At 63.9% G+C, this 18,606-nt stretch carries 14 protein-coding genes; 2 read left to right on the forward strand and 12 right to left on the reverse strand.

Going from position 1 to position 18,606, the window contains the following annotated elements; genetic code table 11:
* Window positions 1–83: 83 nt before the first annotated feature.
* Window positions 84–932, reverse strand: a complete 849-nt coding sequence (gene fghA, locus CFY91_RS07210) for an S-formylglutathione hydrolase (RefSeq protein ID WP_093985676.1) — start codon at window positions 930–932, stop codon at window positions 84–86.
* 10 nt (window positions 933–942) lie between these two features.
* Window positions 943–2,055, reverse strand: coding sequence for an S-(hydroxymethyl)glutathione dehydrogenase/class III alcohol dehydrogenase (locus CFY91_RS07215; protein WP_093985677.1), 1,113 nt, complete (start codon window positions 2,053–2,055; stop codon window positions 943–945).
* Between the two features lie 106 nt (window positions 2,056–2,161).
* Between CFY91_RS07215 and CFY91_RS07220 the strand changes: the two genes are divergently transcribed.
* Complete coding sequence (locus CFY91_RS07220) at window positions 2,162–3,058, forward strand: LysR family transcriptional regulator (RefSeq protein ID WP_093985678.1); 897 nt, start codon at window positions 2,162–2,164, stop codon at window positions 3,056–3,058.
* Here the strand turns inward: CFY91_RS07220 and ispD are convergent.
* From ispD to metE, 10 genes are all read right to left on the reverse strand, one after another.
* Window positions 3,031–3,741, reverse strand: coding sequence for a 2-C-methyl-D-erythritol 4-phosphate cytidylyltransferase (gene ispD, locus CFY91_RS07225; RefSeq protein WP_093985679.1), 711 nt, complete (start codon window positions 3,739–3,741; stop codon window positions 3,031–3,033). The genes CFY91_RS07220 and ispD overlap by 28 nt on opposite strands.
* On the reverse strand, window positions 3,738–4,019 hold the full coding sequence (gene ftsB / locus CFY91_RS07230; protein ID WP_371870537.1) for a cell division protein FtsB: 282 nt from the start codon (window positions 4,017–4,019) through the stop codon (window positions 3,738–3,740). Before ftsB ends, ispD begins: the two co-directional genes overlap by 4 nt.
* Before the next feature lie 129 nt (window positions 4,020–4,148).
* Window positions 4,149–5,438, reverse strand: a complete 1,290-nt coding sequence (eno, locus tag CFY91_RS07235; protein ID WP_093985680.1) for a phosphopyruvate hydratase — start codon at window positions 5,436–5,438, stop codon at window positions 4,149–4,151.
* Between the two features lie 54 nt (window positions 5,439–5,492).
* The gene (kdsA, locus tag CFY91_RS07240) at window positions 5,493–6,338 is read right to left on the reverse strand and encodes a 3-deoxy-8-phosphooctulonate synthase (RefSeq protein ID WP_093985681.1); all 846 of its coding nucleotides are present in this window, start codon (window positions 6,336–6,338) and stop codon (window positions 5,493–5,495) included.
* Window positions 6,335–7,966 (reverse strand): CTP synthase, encoded by a 1,632-nt coding sequence (locus CFY91_RS07245; protein WP_093985682.1) that lies wholly within the window; start codon window positions 7,964–7,966, stop codon window positions 6,335–6,337. The genes kdsA and CFY91_RS07245 overlap by 4 nt, the downstream gene beginning before the upstream one ends.
* 187 nt (window positions 7,967–8,153) lie before the next feature.
* Window positions 8,154–9,452, reverse strand: coding sequence for a tRNA lysidine(34) synthetase TilS (gene tilS, locus CFY91_RS07250; protein WP_093985683.1), 1,299 nt, complete (start codon window positions 9,450–9,452; stop codon window positions 8,154–8,156).
* Between the two features lie 70 nt (window positions 9,453–9,522).
* Window positions 9,523–10,473: an acetyl-CoA carboxylase carboxyl transferase subunit alpha gene (accA, locus tag CFY91_RS07255; protein WP_093985684.1), complete on the reverse strand. Its 951-nt coding sequence runs from the start codon at window positions 10,471–10,473 to the stop codon at window positions 9,523–9,525.
* Between the two features lie 98 nt (window positions 10,474–10,571).
* Window positions 10,572–14,102, reverse strand: a complete 3,531-nt coding sequence (gene dnaE, locus CFY91_RS07260; protein ID WP_093985685.1) for a DNA polymerase III subunit alpha — start codon at window positions 14,100–14,102, stop codon at window positions 10,572–10,574.
* A gap of 77 nt (window positions 14,103–14,179) precedes the next feature.
* A complete protein-coding gene (locus CFY91_RS07265; protein ID WP_093985686.1) occupies window positions 14,180–15,154 on the reverse strand; it encodes an alpha/beta fold hydrolase in 975 nt (324 codons plus the stop codon).
* Between the two features lie 125 nt (window positions 15,155–15,279).
* The gene (gene metE, locus CFY91_RS07270) at window positions 15,280–17,574 is read right to left on the reverse strand and encodes a 5-methyltetrahydropteroyltriglutamate--homocysteine S-methyltransferase (protein WP_093985687.1); all 2,295 of its coding nucleotides are present in this window, start codon (window positions 17,572–17,574) and stop codon (window positions 15,280–15,282) included.
* Between the two features lie 110 nt (window positions 17,575–17,684).
* On the opposite strand from metE, the gene metR reads away from it, so the two are divergent.
* Window positions 17,685–18,605 carry a transcriptional regulator MetR gene (gene metR / locus CFY91_RS07275; RefSeq protein ID WP_093985688.1) on the forward strand — a complete coding sequence of 307 codons (921 nt, stop codon included), beginning with the start codon at window positions 17,685–17,687 and terminating at the stop codon, window positions 18,603–18,605.
* The last annotated feature ends 1 nt before the right edge of the window (window position 18,606 follow it).

Consider the following 18,606-nt stretch of genomic DNA (forward strand, 5'->3'; position numbering starts at 1 on the left):
GCAAGCGGCAAGCGGCAAGCGCATCATCCTGGCGCTCGACCTGAGGTTGGCATGTCCTTTTGCGCCTACCTGCAACTGGACGCCTATGGCTGCCGTAAAGCGGCCGCATGATGACGCAGGTGGTCCTCGATAAAGCTGGCGATGAAGTAGTAGCTGTGGTCGTAACCCGGCTGCAGGCGCAGGGTCAGTGGATAACCTACCGCCTCGGCCGCCACCTTGAGCGCCAGGGGCTTGAGCTGAGTCTCAAGGAAGCTGTCCGCCTCGCCCTGATCAACCAGGATCGGCAACTTCTGTGTAGCCCCAGCCAGCAGTGTGCAGGCATCCCACGCCTGCCAGGTGGCACGATCTTCGCCCAGGTAGCGGGAAAACGCTTTCTCGCCCCAGGGACAATCCTGTGGATTACTGATCGGCGCGAAAGCCGACAGCGAGCGATAACGTCCCGGGTTGCGCAGCGCACAAACCAAGGCACCATGCCCGCCCATGGAGTGCCCGCTGATACCGCGCCGCTCGCTAACCGGCAAGTGCGCTTCGATCAGCGCCGGCAGCTCATGTACCACGTAGTCATGCATACGGTAGTGGCGCGCCCAGGGCTGCTCGCTGGCATTCAGGTAGAAGCCGGCGCCGAGACCGAAGTCCCAGGCGCCCTCGGGATCGCCCGGCACACCTTCGCCTCGCGGACTGGTGTCCGGCGCCACCAGCACCAGTCCCAGCTCGGCAGCGACGCGCTGCGCGCCGGCCTTCTGCATGAAGTTCTCATCGGTACAGGTCAGCCCCGAGAGCCAGTAGAGAACCGGCAAGCGCTCCCCCTGCTCGGCCTGCGGTGGCAGGTAGACGGCAAACTGCATGTCGCAATCCAGCGTGCTGGAGCGATGGCGATAGCGCCGGTGCCAGCCGCCGAAACTGCGGTTACTGGAAAGAAGTTCCAGAGTCATCGCGGCGCCCTCAGAAGTGGATGACCGTACGGATGCTCTTGCCTTCGTGCATCAGCTCGAAGGCGCTGTTGATCTCGTCCAGGCCCATGGTGTGGGTAATGAAGGTATCCAGGGGAATCTCGCCCTTCTGCGATTTCTCCACATAGCCCGGCAGCTCGCTGCGCCCTTTCACGCCGCCGAAGGCGCTGCCGCGCCACACCCGTCCGGTGACCAGCTGGAACGGGCGGGTGCTGATCTCGGCGCCGGCCGGCGCCACGCCGATGATGGTCGACTCGCCCCAGCCCTTGTGGCAGCACTCCAGCGCCGCACGCATCAGCTGCACGTTGCCGACGCACTCAAAGGAATAATCGACGCCGCCATCGGTCATCTCGACGATCACCTCCTGAATCGGCTTGGCGTAGTCCTGCGGGTTGACGAAGTCGGTGGCGCCCAATTCACGCGCCACGTCGAACTTGGCCGGGTTGATATCGATGGCAATGATTCGCGCGGCCTTGGCCATCTTGGCGCCGATGATGGCTGCCAGGCCGATACCGCCCAGGCCGAAGATCGCCACCGTGGAGCCCTCGCTGACCTTGGCGGTGTTGAGCACCGCGCCGATGCCGGTGGTCACACCACAGCCGAGCAGACAGACCTTCTCCAGCGGTGCTTCCTTGGGAATCTTCGCCAGGGAGATTTCCGGCAGCACCGTGTACTCGGAAAAGGTCGAACAGCCCATGTAGTGATAGACCGGCTGGCCCTGGTAGGAGAAGCGCGTGGTGCCATCGGGCATCAGGCCCTTGCCCTGGGTGGCGCGCACCGCCTGACACAGGTTGGTCTTGCCAGAAGTGCAGAATTTGCACTCGCGGCATTCGGCCGTGTACAGCGGGATCACGTGATCACCGACCGCCAGCGAGGTCACCCCCTCGCCCACCGCCTCGACGATGCCACCGCCCTCGTGACCAAGGATGCACGGAAACACCCCCTCGCTGTCCTGACCGGACAGGGTGTAGGCGTCGGTGTGGCACACACCGCTGGCGACGATACGCACCAGTACCTCGCCAGCCCTGGGTGGCGCCACGTCGACCTCGACGATCTGCAGCGGCTGGTTGGGGGCAAAGGCCACGGCGGCACGGGATTTGATCATGGGAAAGGCTCCTGCAGGCGTTCTGAAGTGACGCCAGTGTAGATCACTGCTAATTCAGGGATAATCCGTCGCCCTGCAAAACATTATTGCCAATAAGGAATAATCCATGAATCGCTGGGATGGTCTGGATGAGTTCGTCGCGGTCGCCGAATGCGGCCAGTTCGCGGCGGCCGGTAAACGCCTGGGACTGTCTACCTCGCAGGTCAGCCGTCAGGTCGCACGCCTGGAAGAGCGCCTGCAGACCCGTTTGTTCTACCGCAGCACCCGCCGCGTGGCGCTGACCGAGGCCGGACAGACCTTCCTGCTGCACTGCCGCCGCCTGCAGGATGCCCGCGAGGAAGCACTGCGTGCCGTGGGTGACCTGGCCGGTGAGCCCAAGGGGCTGCTGCGCATGACGTGCGCAGTCGCCTATGGCGAGCGCTTCATCGTCCCCCTGGTCAACCAGTTCATGTCCAGACACAGCCAATTGAGGGTAGATATCGAGCTGGACAACCGGCCACTCGACCTGCTGCAGGAAGGCCTGGACCTGGCTATCCGCCTGGGTCGCCTGCAGGACTCGCGCCTGGTAGCCACGCGCCTGGCGCCGCGGGTTATGTACCTGTGCGCCGCACCGACCTACCTGCAGCGCGCCGGCCAGCCGGCCAACCTGAGCGCGCTAAGCGAGCACAACTGCCTGATTGGCAGCAGCGACCTGTGGCATTTCCAGGAGCAGGGCCGTGAAGTACAGGTGCGGGTAGCCGGCAACTGGCGCTGCAACAGCGGGCAGGCAGTCCTCGATGCCGCACTGCACGGCGTTGGCCTGTGCCAACTGCCGGACTACTACGTGCAAACGCATCTGCGCAGCGGCGCGCTGGTTTCCCTGCTGGAACACCTGCGCCCGCCGAATACCGCCGTGTGGGCGCTGTATCCGCAACAACGCCACCTCTCACCCAAGGTACGTCTGCTGGTCGAGCACCTGCGCGAAGGGCTGTCTGCTCAGGCGTCGCGCAGCGCCCAGCGCTGACGAAGCCATTCGAGATCTTCCGGGCGGGTCACCTTGAGGTTGTCGGCACGCCCTTCGATAAGCCGCGGCGCCTGTCCGGCCCACTCCATGGCCGATGCCTCATCGGTAATCGCCACCCCCGCCGCCAGTGCTTCGGCCAATGCCTTGCGTAATGCTCCCAGGCGGAACATCTGCGGTGTGTAGGCCTGCCAGATGACACTGCGATCGACCGTTGCGCAAACTCGCCCGTCCGCCCCCGCACGCTTCAGCGTATCCCGCGCCGGCACGGCTAGCAGGCCACCTACCGGATCATCCGCCAGACTGTGCAGCAGCTTGTCCAGATCGCTGCGCGCCAGGTTGGGACGCGCCGCATCATGCACCAGCACCCAGCCCTCATCCGGCACCCCTATCCCGGCCAGATAATCCAGGCCGGCCAGCACCGAGTCGGCACGCTCAGCGCCGCCCCGCACGCGCTGGATACGCGCATCCGCGGCGCAGGACAAGGTTGGCCACCAGGGGTCGTCAGCGGCCAGCGCCAACACCAGGCCACGCAAGTGTGGATGGTCGAGAAAGCCGCTCAGACTGTGTTCGAGAATCGTGCGCCCAGCCACCTGCAGATACTGCTTGGGGCGATCCGCACGCATGCGGCTACCGATACCGGCAGCCGGTATCACCACCCAGAAGGCAGGCAGGCTATCCATCACTGCGCCAACTGGTAGAGGGTCTCACCCTCTTTAACCATGCCCAACTCGTGGCGGGCGCGCTCTTCGACGGTTTCCATACCGCTCTTGAGTTCCAGCACTTCGGCTTCGAGGATGCGATTGCGCTCCAGCAGGCGCTCGTTCTCACCCTTCTGCTCGGCAATCTGCTCCTGCAACGCACGAATCTCCGCCAAGCCGTTGTCGCCCAGCCACAAGCGATATTGCAGGCCGGCAAGCAACAGGCACAACGCGAAAAACAGCCAGAACGGAGCTTTCGACATGATGGGGAGGGCTATCCATAAAAAAGGGCAGCAGGCACAGAAGCTATGCCGGAGCGCTGCCCTTTTAGCATGTTTACCGCGGCAGGCAAATTCCCACCCCACAGGTCTTGCCGCTGTGGGGTGGCAGGATCAGCCGCGGAACTCGGCGCGACCCTTGTAGGGTGCCTTGCCAGCCAACTGCTCTTCGATACGCAGCAGCTGGTTGTACTTGGACACGCGGTCGGAGCGGCACAGCGAGCCAGTCTTGATCTGGCCTGCGGCAGTACCCACGGCCAGGTCGGCGATGGTGCTGTCCTCGGTTTCACCACTACGGTGCGAGATCACCGCGGTGAAGCCAGCGGCCTTGGCCATCTGGATGGCTTCCAGGGTCTCGGTCAGCGAGCCGATCTGGTTGAACTTGATGAGGATCGAGTTGCCGATCTTCTCTTCGATGCCACGCTTGAGAATCTTGGTGTTGGTAACGAACAGGTCGTCGCCAACCAACTGCACCGTCTCGCCGATCTTGTCGGTCAGGACTTTCCAGCCAGCCCAGTCGGACTCGTCCATACCATCTTCGATGGAGATGATCGGGTAGCGCTGGGTCAGACCGGCCAGGTAGTCGGCGAAACCTTCGGCGCTGAACACCTTGCCTTCGCCAGCCAGGTCGTACTGACCATCCTTGAAGAACTCGCTCGATGCGCAGTCCAGGGCCAGGGTGATGTCGGTGCCCAGCGTGTAGCCGGCGTTGGCCACGGCCTCGGCGATGGCGGCCAGGGCATCTTCGTTGGACGCCAGGTTCGGCGCGAAGCCGCCCTCGTCACCCACCGCGGTGTTCAGGCCACGGGCCTTCAGCACGGCTTTGAGGTGATGGAAGATCTCGGCGCCCATGCGCAGGGCGTCGGCGAAGTTCTTGGCGCCGACCGGCTGGACCATGAACTCCTGGATATCGACGTTGTTGTCGGCGTGCTCGCCGCCGTTGATGATGTTCATCATCGGCACCGGCATGGAGTAGACGCCCGGGGTACCGTTCAGATCGGCAATATGCGCGTACAGCGGCACGCCCTTGGCCTGGGCGGCAGCCTTGGCCGCGGCCAGGGACACGGCGAGGATGGCGTTGGCGCCCAGCTTGGCCTTGTTCTCGGTACCGTCCAGCTCGATCATCGCGCGGTCCAGGGCCTGCTGATCAGTCGCGTCCTTGCCCAGCAACAAGTCACGGATCGGCCCATTGATGTTGGCTACGGCCTTGAGTACGCCCTTGCCCAGGTAACGGCTCTTGTCGCCATCACGCAGTTCCAGCGCTTCGCGGGAACCGGTGGAAGCACCGGATGGCGCACAAGCGCTACCGATGATGCCGCCTTCGAGGATTACATCGGCCTCCACGGTGGGGTTGCCACGGGAGTCGAGAACCTCACGACCCTTGATGTCGACGATTTTTGCCATTGTTGTTGGTACTCCGTTGGGTAGCTGCGAAGCTTCAGGCTGCAAGCGGCAGGCTCAAGCGGTTTCGATAGTTGGGAAGCTCTTGACCAGGTCATCCAGCTGCTTGAGCTGGCTGAGGAAGGGCTCCAGCTTGTCCAGGCGCAGGGCGCAGGGGCCATCGCACTTGGCGTTATCCGGGTCCGGGTGCGCTTCGAGGAACAGGCCGGCCAGCCCCTGGCTCATGCCGGCCTTGGCCAGATCAGTGACCTGAGCACGTCGTCCACCCGCCGAGTCGGCACGGCCACCCGGCATCTGCAGGGCGTGGGTCACGTCAAAGAACACCGGGTAGTTGAACTGCTTCATGATGCCGAAGCCGAGCATGTCTACCACCAGGTTGTTGTAACCGAAGGAGGAACCACGCTCGCAGAGGATCAGCTGATCATTACCGGCTTCCTCGCACTTGCGCAGGATGTGCTTCATCTCCTGCGGGGCGAGGAACTGCGCCTTCTTGATGTTGATCACCGCACCGGTCTTGGCCATGGCCACCACCAGGTCGGTCTGCCGCGACAGGAAGGCCGGCAGCTGGATGATGTCGCAGACTTCGGCCACTGGTGCGGCCTGGTAGGGTTCATGCACATCGGTAATCACCGGCACGCCGAAGGTCTTCTTCACTTCCTCGAAGATCTTCATGCCCTCTTCCAGGCCAGGGCCACGGAAAGAGGTAATGGACGAGCGGTTGGCCTTGTCGAAGCTGGCCTTGAACACATAGGGGATGCCGAGTTTCTCGGTGACCCGCACGTATTCCTCGCAGGCGCGCAGCGCCAGGTCGCGCGACTCGATGACGTTGATACCGCCGAACAGCACGAATGGCTTGTCGTTGGCAATGTCGATATTGCCAACGCGAATGGTCTTCTGACTCATGCCTGACGCGCCTTCTGGGCCAGCGCAGCATTGACGAAACCGCTGAACAACGGATGACCGTCACGCGGCGTGGAGGTGAACTCCGGATGGAACTGGCAGGCCACGAACCACGGATGATCCGGCGCCTCGACCACTTCAACCAGCGCACCATCGGCGGAACGACCGGTGATATTCAGACCGGCCAGCTGCAACTGCGGCAACAGATTGTTGTTCACTTCGTAGCGATGGCGATGGCGTTCGACAATACGCGCCTTGCCGTAGCAGGCATGCACATTGGAACCCTCCAGCAACTGGCACTCTTGGGCACCCAGACGCATGGTGCCGCCCAGGTCGGAGGCATCGGTACGCACCTCGACGCTACCGGCAGCATCCTGCCATTCGGTGATCAGACCTACTACCGGGTGGCTGGAGTTCGGATCGAACTCGCTGGAATTGGCATCGGCCCAGCCCAGTACGTTACGTGCATACTCGATAACCGCGACCTGCATACCCAGGCAAATACCCAGGTAGGGAATCTTGTTCTCGCGGGCGTACTGCACGGTGCGGATCTTACCTTCCACGCCACGCAGGCCAAAGCCACCCGGCACCAGAATGGCATCTACGCCCTGCAGCAGGTCGGTGCCCTGGGTTTCAATATCTTCCGAGTCGATATAACGAATATTGACTTTGGTGCGGTTCTGGATGCCGGCATGGCTCATCGCCTCGATCAGCGACTTGTAGGCATCCAGCAATTCCATGTACTTGCCGACCATGGCAATGGTGACTTCCTTCTCCGGATGCAGCTTGGCATCCACCACACGATCCCACTCGGACAGGTCAGCTGGCTGGCATTGCAGGCCGAAACGCTCGACGACGATGTCATCGAGGCCCTGGGCATGCAGCACACCAGGAATCTTGTAGATGGTATCGACGTCTTCCAGAGCGATGACCGCGCGCTCTTCGACATTGGTGAACAGGGCAATCTTGCGCCGCGAAGACAGGTCGATCGGGTGATCGGAGCGGCACACCAGCACATCCGGCTGCAGGCCGATGGAGCGCAGCTCCTTGACCGAGTGCTGAGTCGGCTTGGTCTTGGTCTCGCCGGCAGTGGCAATGTACGGCACCAGGGTCAGGTGCATGAGCATGGCACGCTTGGCACCGACTTCCACGCGCAGCTGGCGAATCGCTTCGAGGAACGGTTGCGATTCGATATCACCCACCGTACCGCCGATCTCCACCAGGGCCACGTCGGCATCACCGGCACCCTTGATGATGCGGCGCTTGATCTCGTCGGTGATATGCGGGATGACCTGAATGGTCGCCCCCAGATAGTCACCGCGACGCTCCTTGCGCAGCACGTACTCATAGACGCGGCCGGTGGTGAAGTTGTTGTTCTGGGTCATGGTGGTGCGGATGAACCGCTCGTAATGGCCCAGGTCGAGGTCGGTTTCCGCGCCATCGTGGGTGACGAACACCTCACCATGCTGGAACGGGCTCATGGTGCCCGGATCGACGTTGATGTACGGATCCAGTTTGAGCATGGTGACCTTCAGGCCCCGCGCCTCCAGGATAGCCGCCAGTGAAGCCGAAGCGATGCCTTTCCCCAAAGAAGAAACAACACCACCCGTGACGAAAATGTAGCGCGTCATGAAAAATCCTAGAAGTCAGCGTTCAAGCGGTCAGGCCGCCGGGGTGAAAGCACAGGCTGGGAAAACCAGCCTGAAATAAGCTAGCCGCTGCGGGTTCCGAAGGAAACCACAGAAGCACTAACAAGACGGGAGCGTAGTCTACCGGAAAGGCCTCGCCAGCTCAATTATTGCCACTGCGGCATTTTGCTCACGACGAAGGCGGCGGCTGCCACTGCACCTGCCAGTCACCGCACTGCCGGCCATCCAGACCGGCTAGCCCCGCCACCGCACGCAACTGTCCGTCGATGGCCAGCAGCGGCCAGCGCTGCCGGAGGAACGCTGGCACGTCACGCTCGTTGAACAAACGCTTGAGATCGCGCTGACCACGCCCAGGCAGACAGAGCAGCTCGCCACCGCGCCGGTAATGCACGCTTACCTGTCCAGCCGGCAAGACGCCCTGCACATGCAGCACACCATTCCCCGGCAATGCCAGAGACGTTTGTCTCGTCCAAGCCGGCGGTTCCTCGGGCGTCACGCACCAGTCACCGGACAACCAGAAGAGCCGCCCGGCACTGCGGCGCAACTCGCCAGCGTGCAAGCGCCACACGGGCTGGCGATCCTCGCCGGCGTCACGCAAGGCTTCCCAGCCGGCCCAATGGGCCGCATCCGGTAGCAGAGTGCGCGGCGCCAACCAGTGCCGCAGGGCATTGCGCTGACGGGCCTGGGACAGCGCGCGCAGCGGCGCCAGTGCCAGCTGCGGCAAGCCCAGCCAGTCCCAGGCAGCGGGCTGTTGCGCTGCGGCCAGGTCGGTTACCGCCAGCTCATCCAACAAACCCTGCGCCTCAGCGGCCTGTTCGGCACAGCGGCGCAAGCTGGCGTCCACGCCTGGCCAATGCTCACGCAGGGCCGGCAAGACCTGGTGACGCAGGCGGTTGCGCGTGAAGCGCATATCCAGATTGCTCGGGTCGTCCACCCAGCGCAACGCATGCTGTTCGGCATAAGCCGCCAGCGTGGCGCGCGACTCGTTGAGCAGCGGGCGGAACAGCCAGCCAGCAGCCAGCGGCCGCACGCTCGGCATGCCGGCCAGTCCGCGCACGCCGGTGCCACGCAATAGGCGTTGCAGCACGGTTTCCACCTGGTCGTCGGCATGCTGGGCGAGCAACAGCAGCTCACCATCCTGCAGCTGCGCCCCCAGCGCCGCATAGCGTGCCTGGCGCGCTGCCTGCTCCAGACTGGCCTCACGCAGCACCTGCACCGCGAGCACCTCAAACGGTACCTGCCAGGCCTCACAGCAGGTCTGGCAGTGCGCCGGCCAGTCTTCCGCTACGGCCTGCAGGCCATGCGCCACATGCAGGGCACGCAGAGGCGGCAAGGCATGCTGCTCACGCAGGCGGCTCAGCGCATGCAACAGCACCAGGGAATCCAGCCCGCCGGACAGCGCCACACTCCAGCGCGGCGCGCCACGCCAGGCGGAAAGGGCTTGCAGGAGGCGATATTCGAGGGACATGGCGCGGGCCGGATGGCAGGGAAGCACTGCGCCAGGCCAGTCAGCCAGGCGCAGTGAGGAGAGGTCGGACTCAGGCGACGCCGAAGCTCATCAGCTTCTCGTAACGCCGGGCCAGCAGCTCGCTGCTGTCCAGGGTCGCCAGGGTGTCCAGCTGTTCAAGCAGCTCGTTGCGCAGCCCCTCGGCCATTGCCGCCGGATCACGATGGGCACCACCCAGCGGCTCACTGATCACCTTGTCGACGATGCCCAGGCCTTTCAGACGCTCGGCGGTAATACCCATGGCTTCGGCCGCCTCCGGCGCCTTATCGGCGGTTTTCCAGAGAATCGAAGCGCAGCCTTCCGGGGAAATCACCGAGTAGGTCGAGTACTGCAGCATGTTCAGGCGATCACACACGCCGATGGCCAGCGCACCGCCGGAGCCGCCCTCACCGATGACCGTGGCGATGATCGGGGTTTTCAGGCGGGCCATGACCCGCAGGTTCCAGGCAATCGCCTCGCTCTGCCCGCGTTCCTCGGCATCGATGCCCGGATAGGCGCCCGGGGTGTCGATGAAGGTGAGGATCGGCAGCTTGAAGCGCTCGGCCATTTCCATCAGACGGCAGGCCTTGCGGTAGCCTTCCGGGCGCGGCATGCCGAAGTTGCGGCGTACCTTCTCGCGCACATCGCGGCCTTTCTGGTGGCCGATGACCATCACCGGACGATCATTCAGGCGTGCTACGCCACCGACGATCGCCGGGTCGTCAGCAAAGTGACGATCACCGTGCAGTTCGTCGAACTCACTGAACAGCTGTTCGATGTAGTCCAGGGTATAGGGGCGGCGCGGGTGGCGGGCCAACTGGGCAATCTGCCAGCTGCTCAGGTTGCTGAAGATACTGGCCGTCAGGCTGCGACTCTTGTCCTGCAGGCGGGCAATCTCGTCGCTGATGTTCAGCGCATTGTCGCTACCCACCAGGCGCAACTCTTCGATCTTGGCCTGCAGGTCGGCGATCGGCTGTTCGAAATCGAGAAAATTCGGGTTCATCGGCTTTCCGTCGTGCTCATGGGGCCTGTGGCCGGTTCCTGTCAGCGGTCTACCTTAAGGGATAGACCGCGCGTGGTCGATACTGCGGGCTGGGCCTGTCAGCGGTAGTGCAGGAAGACGTTGTCTTTGCCGAACTGGTCACGCAGGGTCTGCAGCAACAGATCGCCCGGCTCCACCTGCCAGGCCTCCCCCAGGCTGAGCAGAGCACGCGCCTGTTCGCCGCTGTACTCGATGGCCAGCGGACAGCCGCCGCGATGGCGCGCCAGCAGTTCGCCCAGCCAACGCAGGCGATCACCTTGCAGCTGCTGATGCGACAGGCGCAGGCGCAGGCTGTCGGCCAGCCCGGTACGCGCTTCCTCCAGGCTCATCACCCGCTTGGCACGCAGGCGCAAGCCACCGGAGAAGTCATCGTTGCTGACCTCGCCCTCGACCACCACCAGTGCGTCGTTCTGCAGCAGTGCCTGGTTGCTGGCGAAGGCGTCGGCAAACAGCGAGGCCTCGATGCGCCCGGAGCGGTCGTCAAGGGTGATGAAGCCCATCTTGTCGCCCTTCTTGTTCTTCATCACCCGCAGGTTGACGATCATCCCGGCTACCGTCTGGGTGTCGCGCGCCGGTTTGAGTTCGACGATGCGCTGGCGGGCGAAACGGCGGATCTCGCCCTCGTACTCGTCGATCGGGTGGCCGGTCAGGTACAGGCCCAACGTGTCCTTTTCACCTTTCAGGCGTTCCTTGATCGACAGCTCGCGGGCCTGCCGGTGGTTGGCGTAGACATCCGCCTCCGGCTCGGCGAACAGCCCGCCGAACAGATCCATGTGCCCACTCTCGGCGCTACGTGCGGTTTGTTCGGCAGCCTGCACGGCTTCCTCCATGGCCGCCAGCAACACCCCGCGATTGCGATCGAGATTGGCCTGGTAGGCCTTGGCCTCGTCGTGGAAATACGGCCCCAGGCGATCCAGCGCACCGCCACGGATCAGCGCCTCCAGGGTGCGTTTGTTGATGCGTTTGAGATCGACCCGCGCGCAGAAATCAAACAGGTCCTTGAACGGCCCATCGGCATTGCGGCATTCGACGATGGCTTCCACCGGGCCTTCGCCCACCCCCTTGATCGCGCCCAGGCCGTAGACGATGCGCCCCTCCTCGTCCACGGTGAACTTGAACTCGGAGTTGTTCACATCCGGGGCGAGGATGCGCAGCTTCATGCTGCGGCACTCCTCGATCAGCGTTACCACTTTCTCGGTGTTGTGCATATCCGCCGAGAGCACCGCCGCCATGAAGGGCGACGGATAATGCGCCTTGAGCCAGGCGGTCTGGTAGGACACCAGGCCATAGGCCGCCGAATGCGATTTGTTGAAACCGTAGCCGGCGAATTTTTCCACCAGGTCGAAGATGTTGCCCGCCAGTTCGCCATCGATGCCGTTGTTGGCGCAGCCTTCGATGAAGCCGCCGCGCTGCTTGGCCATTTCCTCGGGCTTCTTCTTGCCCATGGCGCGGCGCAGCATGTCCGCGCCACCCAGGGTGTAGCCGGCCATCACCTGGGCGATCTGCATCACCTGTTCCTGATAGAGGATGATGCCGTAGGTGGGCGCCAGCACCGGCTTGAGGCCTTCGTACTGGTAATCGGGGTGCGGGTAGGACACTTCGGCACGACCGTGCTTACGGTTGATGAAGTCATCCACCATGCCCGACTGCAGTGGCCCCGGGCGGAACAGTGCCACCAGAGCGATCAGGTCTTCCAGGCAGTCCGGCTTGAGCTTCTTGATCAACTCCTTCATGCCGCGCGATTCCAGCTGGAATACCGCGGTGGTCTCGGCTTTCTGCAACAGCTGGTAGGTTGGCTTGTCGTCCAGCGGAATGAAGTCGATGTTGATCAGCTCGGCATCGCTGGCGCCCTTGGCGCGCTGTTCGCGATGGATGGTTTCCAGTGCCCACTTGATGATGGTCAGGGTACGCAGGCCAAGGAAGTCGAACTTCACCAGGCCGGCCGCCTCCACGTCATCCTTGTCGAACTGGGTGACCAGGCCGCCACCCTCCTCGTCGCAGGCAATCGGCGCAAAATCGGTCAATTTGGTCGGCGCGATCACCACGCCCCCGGCGTGCTTGCCGGTACCACGGGTGATGCCTTCGAGCTTGAGCGACATCTCCCAGATTTCCGCGGCTTCCTCGTCGTGCTTGAGGAACTCGCGCAGCGGCTCCTCCATTTCGTAGGCCTTCTCCAGGGTCATGCCGACCTCGAAGGGGATCATCTTCGACAGCTTGTCGGCCAGTCCGTAGGACTTGCCCTGCACCCGCGCCACGTCGCGCACCACCGCCTTGGCCGCCATGGAACCAAAGGTGATGATCTGGCTCACCGCGTTGCGCCCGTACTTGTCGGCCACGTAGTCAATCACCCGATCACGGCCGTCCATGCAGAAGTCGACGTCGAAGTCGGGCATGGAGATCCGCTCGGGGTTGAGGAAGCGCTCGAACAGCAGGTCGTAGGCCAACGGATCGAGATCGGTGATCTTCAGCACATAGGCGACCAGCGAGCCGGCGCCCGAACCGCGCCCCGGGCCAACCGGCACGCCATTGTTCTTGGCCCACTGGATGAAGTCGGCAACGATCAGGAAGTAGCCGGGAAAGCCCATCTGAATGATGGTACCCAGCTCGAATTCCAGGCGGTCGACATAGACCTGCCGCTTCGCCTCATAATCCGGCGTGTCCCTGGGCAGCAAGACCTGCAGGCGCTCTTCCAGCCCCTGGTAGGAGGCATGACGCAGGTAATCGTCGATCCCCATGCCGTTGGGCGTGGGAAAGTCCGGCAGGAAGTAGGTCCCCAGCTGCACGTCGATATTGCAACGCCGGGCGATTTCCACGGTATTTTCCAGCGCCTCGGGCAGGTCGCTGAATAGCTCGGCCATTTCCTCCGGGGTCTTCAGGTACTGCTGGTCGGAGTAGTTACGCGGCCGGCGTGGATCGTCCAGGGTGCGCCCTTCGCCGATGCACACGCGGGTTTCGTGGGCCTCGAAGTCATCCTGCTTGAGAAAGCGCACGTCATTGGTCGCCACCAGCGGCGCACCACACCGCTCGGCCAGAGCCACCGCAGCATGCAGGTACTCCTCATCGCCAACCCGGCTGGTGCGCTGAACCTCAAGATAGAAACGTTCAGGAAACACTGCCTGCCACTCGGCCCACAGGGCTTCGGCCTGAGCCATGTCGCCCGCCAGCAGGGCCAGGCCAATCTCGCCTTCACGGGCGCCGGACAGGGCGATCAACCCGGCGCTGGCCTGTTTCAGCCAATCACGCTGGATCACCACCAGGTCGTTGTGCTGACCTTCGGTCCAGCCACGGGAAATCAGTTCGGTCAGGTTGCGGTAACCGCCAGCATCCATGGCCAGCAGGGTCAGACGGGTCAGCGGGCCATCCTCGTCGCGGCTGGCCAGCCAGATATCCGCACCGCAGATCGGCTTGATACCTCCGCCCATGGCGGTCTTGTAGAACTTCACCAGCGCGCACATGTTGCTCATGTCGGTCACTGCCACCGCCGGCATACCGGCAGCCGCCACCGCCTTGATCAGCGGCTTGACCCGCACCAGGCCATCGACCAGGGAGTATTCGGTGTGCAAACGGAGATGAACGAAACGGGCGGTCATGGCAATCCTGTAGCCTGGAAAAACGCAGGCGCGGATTGTAGCCCAAGCCGAACCCGCTGCGGGTTCTGTCCGCTGTGTCAGCCGCGCCCGCCATGTGCCTGCAGGTGCGGCAGCACCGCGCCGAGCAGAGCCTGTTTGAAAGCTCCCTGGAAGCGATGTGCCAGGCCGGGAATCAGCACCAGCGCACTTCCACGCACATGTGCCGCGACATGCACGCCATGCATCACCGGCAACAACGGATCGGCCGTGCCATGCACCACCAGGGTGGGCACGCGCAAGCGACGCAGCAACTGCACGCGACTGGGCTCGGCGAGAATGGCCAGCAGCTGACGCTGTACGCCTTCCGGGTTGAAGGCCCGGTCGTAGGCGCGCGCCGCCTCGGCCAGCAAGTCCGGCCGCGCATCGGGCAATAGCGGGCTGCCCAGCGCGGCCAGCAACTCGGCCTGCTGGGCCAGTACCTGGGCGCGACTGCTGCCGGTGCGCCGCGCCAGGAGATCCAGCAGCGCTGCGCTGGGCGGCGGAAGGCCATGGTCACCGGAACTGGTCATCAACAGCGTCAGGCTGATCACCCGCTGCGGGGCCAGGTCGGCAAGGTGCTGGGCAATCATCCCGCCCATGCTTGCCCCAAGCAGGTGAAAGCGCGGAATGTGCAGGTGATCCATCAGCGCCAGGGCATCAACGGCCATGTCGCGCAGACTGTAGGGCGCCTGCAGGCTAAGACCGAGCCGATAACGCAGCACCTGGTAACTCAGGTTGGGGGTTGCCGGAATCGGCTGCAGGGTACTCAGGCCGACATCGCGGTTATCGAAACGAATCACCCGCAGCCCCTGGGCACACAGGCTCTGCACCACCTCGTCAGGCCAATGGATCAACTGCCCGCCCAGGCCCATGACCAGTAACAGCGCAGGGTCCTGCTCACGGCCGATGCTCTGGTAGGCCAGGCGCAGGCCATCCAGCTGCAGGTAACGGGTAGCCACCTGGGGCGAACAGTGAGCACCGGCCAGGGCCGGCAAGGCCAGGCTGAGCAGCAGGCCGAGTAGAACAGCGCGCATAATGGGACATCCAGCTGGACACGGCCTTGCACCGTGCGACAAAGCCGGCAGTCTGCCGCCCTCGCCGTCACGCCACTAGCACAGCAGCGTGACGGTTTGGTGACAGCCGACCAGTGGCGCGTCACTCAGCCGGCCAACTCACGACGCAACTGGCGCGCCGCCGCCACCATGTTCGCCAGGGCCGCCTCGCTTTCCGCCCAGCCACGTGTCTTCAGGCCACAGTCGGGGTTCACCCACAGGCGCTCCACGGCAATCCGCCGCGCGGCCTTGCGCAGCAGCTTGAGCATCTCGCCGCTATCCGGCACGCGTGGCGAGTGAATGTCATAGACGCCCGGACCAATCTCGTTGGGATATTCGAAACGCTCGAAAGCGTCCAGCAGCTCCATGTCCGAACGCGAGGTTTCGATGGTAATCACGTCGGCATCCATGGCCGCGATGGCTTCGATCACGTCGTTGAACTCGCTGTAGCACATGTGGGTGTGAATTTGTGTCTCGTCGCGCACTGCCGAGGCACACAGGCGGAACGCTTCACTGGCCCAGGCCAGGTAGTGCGACCAGCCTGCCCGGCGCAGCGGCAGCCCCTCGCGGAAAGCCGCTTCGTCGATCTGGATGACCCCTATGCCAGCGGCTTCGAGGTCAACCACCTCGTCACGAATGGACAGCGCCAGCTGACGCGCCTGTTCCTCACGGGACATGTCATCACGCGGAAACGACCACATCAGCATGGTCACCGGCCCGGTCAGCATGCCCTTCATCGGTTTGTCGGTGCAGCGCTGGGCATAACTGATCCAGTCCACCGTCATCGGCCGTGGGCGGGACAGGTCACCATAGATGATCGCCGGCTTGACACAGCGCGAGCCGTAGCTTTGCACCCAGCCAAAACGGGTGAAGGCATAGCCATCGAGCTGCTCGGCAAAGTACTCGACCATGTCATTACGCTCGGCCTCGCCATGCACCAGCACGTCCAGCCCCAGGCGCTCCTGCACCTGCACGGCATGGCGAATCTCGCTGTACATGGCCTCGCGGTATTCCGCCGCGGACAACTTGCCGGCCTTGAAGGCCTGGCGCGCCAGGCGGATCGCCGAGGTCTGCGGGAAGGAACCGATGCTGGTGGTGGGAAACAGTGGCAGGTTGAGCCGCGCGCGCTGCCGGGCACTACGCTCGGCAAAGGGCGACTGGCGCTGGCAATGCTGCGCAGTGACGGCGGCCACACGCGCCTGTACCGCTGGCTTATGGATACGTGGCGAGGCACGACGGCTTTCCTGCACCTGGCGGCTCTCCGCCAGCGCGGCCTGCACCTCGACAGCCTGCGGTTCGCCCAGGGCCTTGGCCAGCACGGCTACTTCGCGACACTTCTGCACGGCAAAGGCCAGCCAGCTTTTCAGCTCGACATCCAGCTTGTCCTCGCGGGACAGGTCCACCGGGCAATGCAGCAGCGAACAGGACGGCGCCACCCACAGCCGCTCCCCCAGACGCTCATGGGCCTGCTGCAGGATAGCCAGCGCGGCGTGCAGGTCACTGCGCCAGACATTGCGCCCGTCGACCACGCCCAGCGACAGCACCTTGTAGGCCGGCAGGCGGTCGAGGATGGCCGGGAACTGCTCCGGCGCGCGCACCAGGTCGATATGCAGACCATCCACCGGCAGGCCGGCGGCCAGGCCGAGGTTGTCCTCCAGGCCGGCAAAGTAGGTGGCGATCAGCTTCCTGCCCGGCTCCTTCTGCAGCAGGTTGTAGGCGCGCTCGAAAGCCGTTTTCCAGTCCTGCGGCAGGTCGAGGGCGAGGATCGGCTCGTCGATCTGCACCCATTCGATGCCTTGCGCGGCCAGGCGCTGGAGGATCTCGCCATAGACCGGCAGCAGGCGCTCCAGCAGATCGAGCTTGTCGAATGCCGCCCCCTTGCATTTGCCTAGCCACAGGTAAGTGAGGGGACCGATCAGCACCGGCTTGAGGGCATGCCCGAGGGCCCGCCCCTCCGCCACCTCCTCGAACAGCTGCTCCCAGCTCAGGGCGAACGACTGCTCCGCGCTGAACTCAGGGACCAGGTAGTGATAGTTGCTGTCGAACCACTTGGTGAGCTCCTGGGCATGCGTAGCGCCGCAACCCCCCCCCTGACTGACGCCCCGCGCCATGCCGAACAGGGTGTCCAGGGTCGGCCGGCCGCTGTGCGGACGGAAACGTTCGGGAATCACCCCGAACATCAGCGAGTGGCCGAGTACCTGGTCATACCAGGCAAAGTCTCCGACCGGCAGCAACTGTATGCCGGCCTCCTTCTGCAACTGCCAGTGCTCGGCGCGCAGCCGCTGGCCCACTGCGCGCAGTGCCGCTTCATCCAGCTCCCCCTTCCAGTAGGCCTCCAGGGCCTTCTTCAGTTCGCGGTCGCGGCCGATACGTGGAAAGCCGAGGTTATGTGCCAATGCCATGGGATAGTGCTCCTTGTCTGTGAATGACGACATTCTCGACAAGCCCATGCACATGAGACAAACTCAATGTATTCTTGATCATCACAAGTTTCTCTCATTGAGAACCGCTCATGCTGGAAATACGCCACCTGAAGACCCTGCAAGCCCTGCGCGAAGCCGATAGCCTGGTTGAGGCGGCCGAACGCCTGCACTTGACGCAATCCGCGCTATCCCACCAGTTCAAGGAACTGGAAAGCCAGCTGGGCCTGACCCTGTTCATCCGCAAGACCAAGCCGGTACGTTTCACCAGTGCCGGCCTGCGCCTGTTGCAACTGGCCGACGAAGCCCTGCCGCTGCTGCGCGGCGCCGAGCGCGACCTGGCGCGCCTGGCCGGCGGTACCGCAGGTCGCCTGCACATGGCCATCGAGTGCCACAGCTGCTTCCAGTGGCTGATGCCGACCATCGACCAGTTCCGCGATGCCTGGCCGGAAGTCGAGCTGGACCTGGCCTCGGGGTTTTCCTTCGCCCCGCTGCCGGCGCTGGCGCGTGGCGATCTTGACCTGGTGGTAACCGCCGACCCGGTGGAAATGCCCGGTATCACCTACGTACCGCTGTTCACCTACGAGGCCCTGCTGGCGGTTGCCAACCAGCACCCCCTGGCCAGCCGCCCCTATGTGCAGGCCGAAGACCTGGCACGGGAAACCCTGATCACCTACCCCGTGGAACGCGACCGACTGGACGTCTTTACCCGCTTCCTCGAGCCGGCCGATGTCGAACCGGCGCAGGTGCGCACCTCGGAACTCACGGTGATGATGATGCAACTGGTCGCCAGCGGACGCGGCGTATGCTGCCTGCCCAACTGGGCGCTGCACGAGTACAGCTCGCGTGGCTATGTGACCGCCAAGCGCCTGGGCGACAAGGGCCTGTACTGCACGCTGTTCGCCGCGATTCGTGCCGACATGCTCGATGCGCCGTTCATGCGTGATTTCCTGCTCACCGCCAAGGACACCTCCTTTGCCACCCTGGCCGGGGTCAGCGCGGTGCGCGGATGAG

The organism is Pseudomonas fluvialis (genome assembly GCF_002234375.1).
Taxonomy (GTDB): domain Bacteria; phylum Pseudomonadota; class Gammaproteobacteria; order Pseudomonadales; family Pseudomonadaceae; genus Aquipseudomonas; species Aquipseudomonas fluvialis.